The organism is Caballeronia terrestris, from assembly GCF_001544515.1.
Lineage (GTDB): Bacteria > Pseudomonadota > Gammaproteobacteria > Burkholderiales > Burkholderiaceae > Caballeronia > Caballeronia terrestris.
Genome location: NZ_FCOL02000215.1, coordinates 1 through 3,238, shown reverse-complemented (window position 1 = coordinate 3,238; position 3,238 = coordinate 1). Strand labels below are relative to the sequence as shown.

3 protein-coding genes and 1 pseudogene are annotated in these 3,238 nt (G+C 58.2%); 2 read left to right on the top strand and 2 right to left on the bottom strand.

What is annotated here, in order from left to right:
• Positions 1–392, top strand: a 392-nt coding sequence (locus tag AWB67_RS35450; protein WP_235025544.1) for a hypothetical protein, incomplete at its 5' end; no start/stop codon positions are given.
• Between the two features lie 361 nt (positions 393–753).
• Here AWB67_RS35450 and AWB67_RS43640 read toward each other — a convergent pair.
• Together AWB67_RS43640 and AWB67_RS35445 are read right to left on the bottom strand one after the other, a co-directional pair.
• Positions 754–1,026 carry a hypothetical protein gene (locus AWB67_RS43640; protein ID WP_374729883.1) on the bottom strand — a complete coding sequence of 91 codons (273 nt, stop codon included), beginning with the start codon at positions 1,024–1,026 and terminating at the stop codon, positions 754–756.
• Positions 1,027–1,469: 443 nt separating this feature from the next.
• Positions 1,470–1,952 (bottom strand): annotated as a pseudogene (locus tag AWB67_RS35445) (IS91 family transposase); the annotation flags it as partial.
• 983 nt (positions 1,953–2,935) lie between these two features.
• Here AWB67_RS35445 and AWB67_RS35440 point away from each other — a divergent pair.
• The coding region (locus AWB67_RS35440; RefSeq protein ID WP_125477830.1) for an SDR family NAD(P)-dependent oxidoreductase at positions 2,936–3,238 on the top strand (303 nt) is incomplete at its 3' end.

Genomic DNA, 3,238 nt, shown 5'->3' with positions numbered 1-3,238 from the left:
CACGATGTATGTGCTTCACTACGACGGCATTGGCGCTGTTGGGCTCCCCGGCAGCAGCAGCCAGCACGAACTTTGCGGGAAAGCAAATGAAGAAGGTTAGCCACCCCTTGAAGGTCGGCATGCAAGGCGCGGCGGTCGTCCGACTGCACGACGCCTTGCAGCTATGTCTCGACCTCGGGGTTCTCCTTGCAGAATCCCCACGCGGTCGTGCGCAGTTCGCTCTCGCCCTGGCACACGATCGTGCGCGCGCCCTGTATGGTGATGCTACGGCCACACTGGTCGACCGGTTCCAGGGTGAGCGCCGTCTTTTGATCAACGGCGAGGTAGACGCTGCGGTAGCGGATGCGCTCAATGAACTTATGCGTGGCTGGGATAGCGCGACGCTCCACTAAGCGTCGCGAGTTAGAAGTTCGCTTACGCCAACTTATCTCGCGTTGTTGTGTTGAGATCTTCGACCTAGCGTGACGGGCTAAAACTGTATCTTTCCAAAGTGGATTCTTGCGGAGCATCGGTCGCTCGTTTTATCTTGCACTAAGCGCATCATGACTTCAGATCAGGGACCACGACGCAACAGCGATCTAGTCCTTCAGCGTCTGAAAACAGGCCCCGGCCAGCTTGTGCGATGGCCGAGCGCGAATGCTCTTTGTTTAAATCCGTCGCCCCAGTTCGCATCCATCGTTGCGCGACGGTCTCACCGGACAATCCACTATGGGAAATTCGATTCCTAACGAAACCCATTTCACTGACCTGCGATCAACGCCGCAATGGCCGTTTAGCCTCGTGTAAAACGTCCAGCGTGCCCATACGCAATGCGACATCGACGCCCTCTCCAAGCAAATCGCGTTCGCCCGGCTGCATGTCTTGCCAGCCCTCAAGTCTTTCCTGGATCAGCACCCCAATCTGAGCATCGACATCGTACTTGACGATCGGTCCGTCGGATTGCGCATCGGCGCAGCCGTGACGTCCTTCTCCTCGCAGATTCAGCGAAAATGCGCAGTGTAGCGAAACGACGACCGCCCAAGACAAAGCAGGCGTTAGGTGGGACGCCGACCTCCCTAAAGCGATCAGATGCTGGGGGCCGCTCCTTTCTTCCTGACTCCGATGACTGCTTCCGTTTAGGGTTATTCGATGCCTGCTATTTATCCGCAGCAATGTGAGTGCTCTGTCGCGCGTGTTGGCAGGCGTCGAATAAGCCTCGATGGGAGGAAACCGCGGAGTGGTCCAACGCGGCCGGAATGTCGCGAGGCTATGGAGATTGATGGGCTGGGATGGTGGGCAAGGCCGGACTTGTGCGGATCGTGCGGGATGTGGGTGGGCGCTGGCGTAGTGGTGGATCTGAACAGTTTCCGATTTGTGGTGACGCGACGACGGCGCGAGTGGTCCTTTGAAGCCACTGGCGCAAGCGTCCGCTCGTGGCACGCATTGCTGCGAGGCCGACGGTCGGTTTGCATACCTCTGGACAGTTGCACTCATGTATCGCCTCGTCGCACAGGTGGTGCACGAATGGGCGCAGTGCGCTCCAGGATCTCGATGACGATCATCGGGGCTCCGCAGTGCCGGCAGACGAAGACCGAAGGGACAGTGTTCCTGGGGTCGTCAGACTTATTGTTGGCCTCGGGCACGACATTCAGCAGCTCACGTATCTTTGCGAGATTGGTGCGGCGCACCGGGTTTGCTAACAGCCCGTAGTGACGGATGCGATGGGAGCCGCCGGGCAGGACATGGAGCAGGAAGCGGCGCATGAACTCGCCGGCCTCCAGTGTCATGGTCTTGTAGCGGGTGCGTCCCTTCGCACGGTAGTCCTTCCATCGGAAGGTCACGCCGCGTTCGTCGAGTGCTATGAGCCGCTGATTGGAGATGGCCACGCGATGCGTGTAGCGCGACAGATACGCAAGCACCGCTTTCGGTCCCGCGAACGGGCGCTTCGCATATACGACCCATTCGCACGTACGCCGTCCGTCACGGCCCGGGAGCACCCTGCCCCGTTGAGCTATCCATCTGTCTGTCGCGACCGGCCAAATTGCTCGAAGCCCTCAAACGGTCTCGTTAGTGTATTTTGGAAAGCGGAAATCCGCCAAACCCCGGGCTCCTTCACGAATACTCCGAGGCTTAGCTCCTGATGCGCGGGCAGCGTCTGTCCCTCGGAATTTTCGCCCCCTCAACTCGTTGGTAACATGCACAAGAGCAACGAATTGAGCGAGGCGAGTCTGGTCCCGACGTTTGTACATCCGGCCGTATTCAGAGAATCCCGGCAAGTGCGGGGCTGTGCTCACTGGCCTCGTCGAACAACCTTATGCCAAGCAACCGGCCGTCCGTGGCGACTGGATCTGTCACTGCGTCGAGGAGAAACGAAACCAAAGGTCGGTAGCTATGTAATGCTCAAGAACGCGAGAAGATCTGCAGGCGTGCGACGAGTGCCCCATCCGTCGCCGGGGTTCAGCGAAGCGAGCGCCATCCACGAATCCGGAGGACCCAACTCCTCCATGCCTTCGGCTCTCCATCACGTAACCAACCGGTCGAGAGATGAAAGTCAGCAGCGATCTAACGGTTGCTTACCTGTACGACAGCACGAACCGCGTCGGTCTTCATGTCGGTCCCTTCACAATTTGACTTCATGCTGCATTGCACCACATATTCGAGCGCGGCGTATGCAATACCAAACGTTTTCGAGTTCGTCCAAGCGCGAGTAGCCCGCGGTCCTGGCGCAAGCGACTTCACAGCCTTCCGCGTAAGTATTCGAATCAACGGCATCTCCATCTACGAAATCCTAGTTAGGGTTTGCTCTTACTCGCCGTTAGACGCCGCATATCGTTATGCAGAAAGGCGCGACGACATCTGAATTTTTTTCAGCAATAGTTGAGCGGAACTTCATTGATTGCGTTGAGAGCATCGCAGAGACTGCGTCCACCAACTAACACGATCGATGGAGACAAACATGTTGCTCAACAGCAAAGTGGTAATCGTCACGGGTGCAGCCTCGGCACGCGGCATCGGCAAGGCAACCGCCAAAGCGCTTGCCGCGCAGGGTGCGCGAGTGGTGATCCTCGACCTGCGGAAAGAAGACGCCGAAAGCGCTGCACACGATCTCGGTGAAGACCACCTCGGGCTCGCTTGCGATGTCACTGACAAGGCAGCATGTATTGCGGCGGCGAAGGCTGTCGTTGACAAGTACGGCCGCGTCGACGGACTGATCAACAACGCGGGCATCACCCAGCCGTTGAAGACGATGGACATCGAA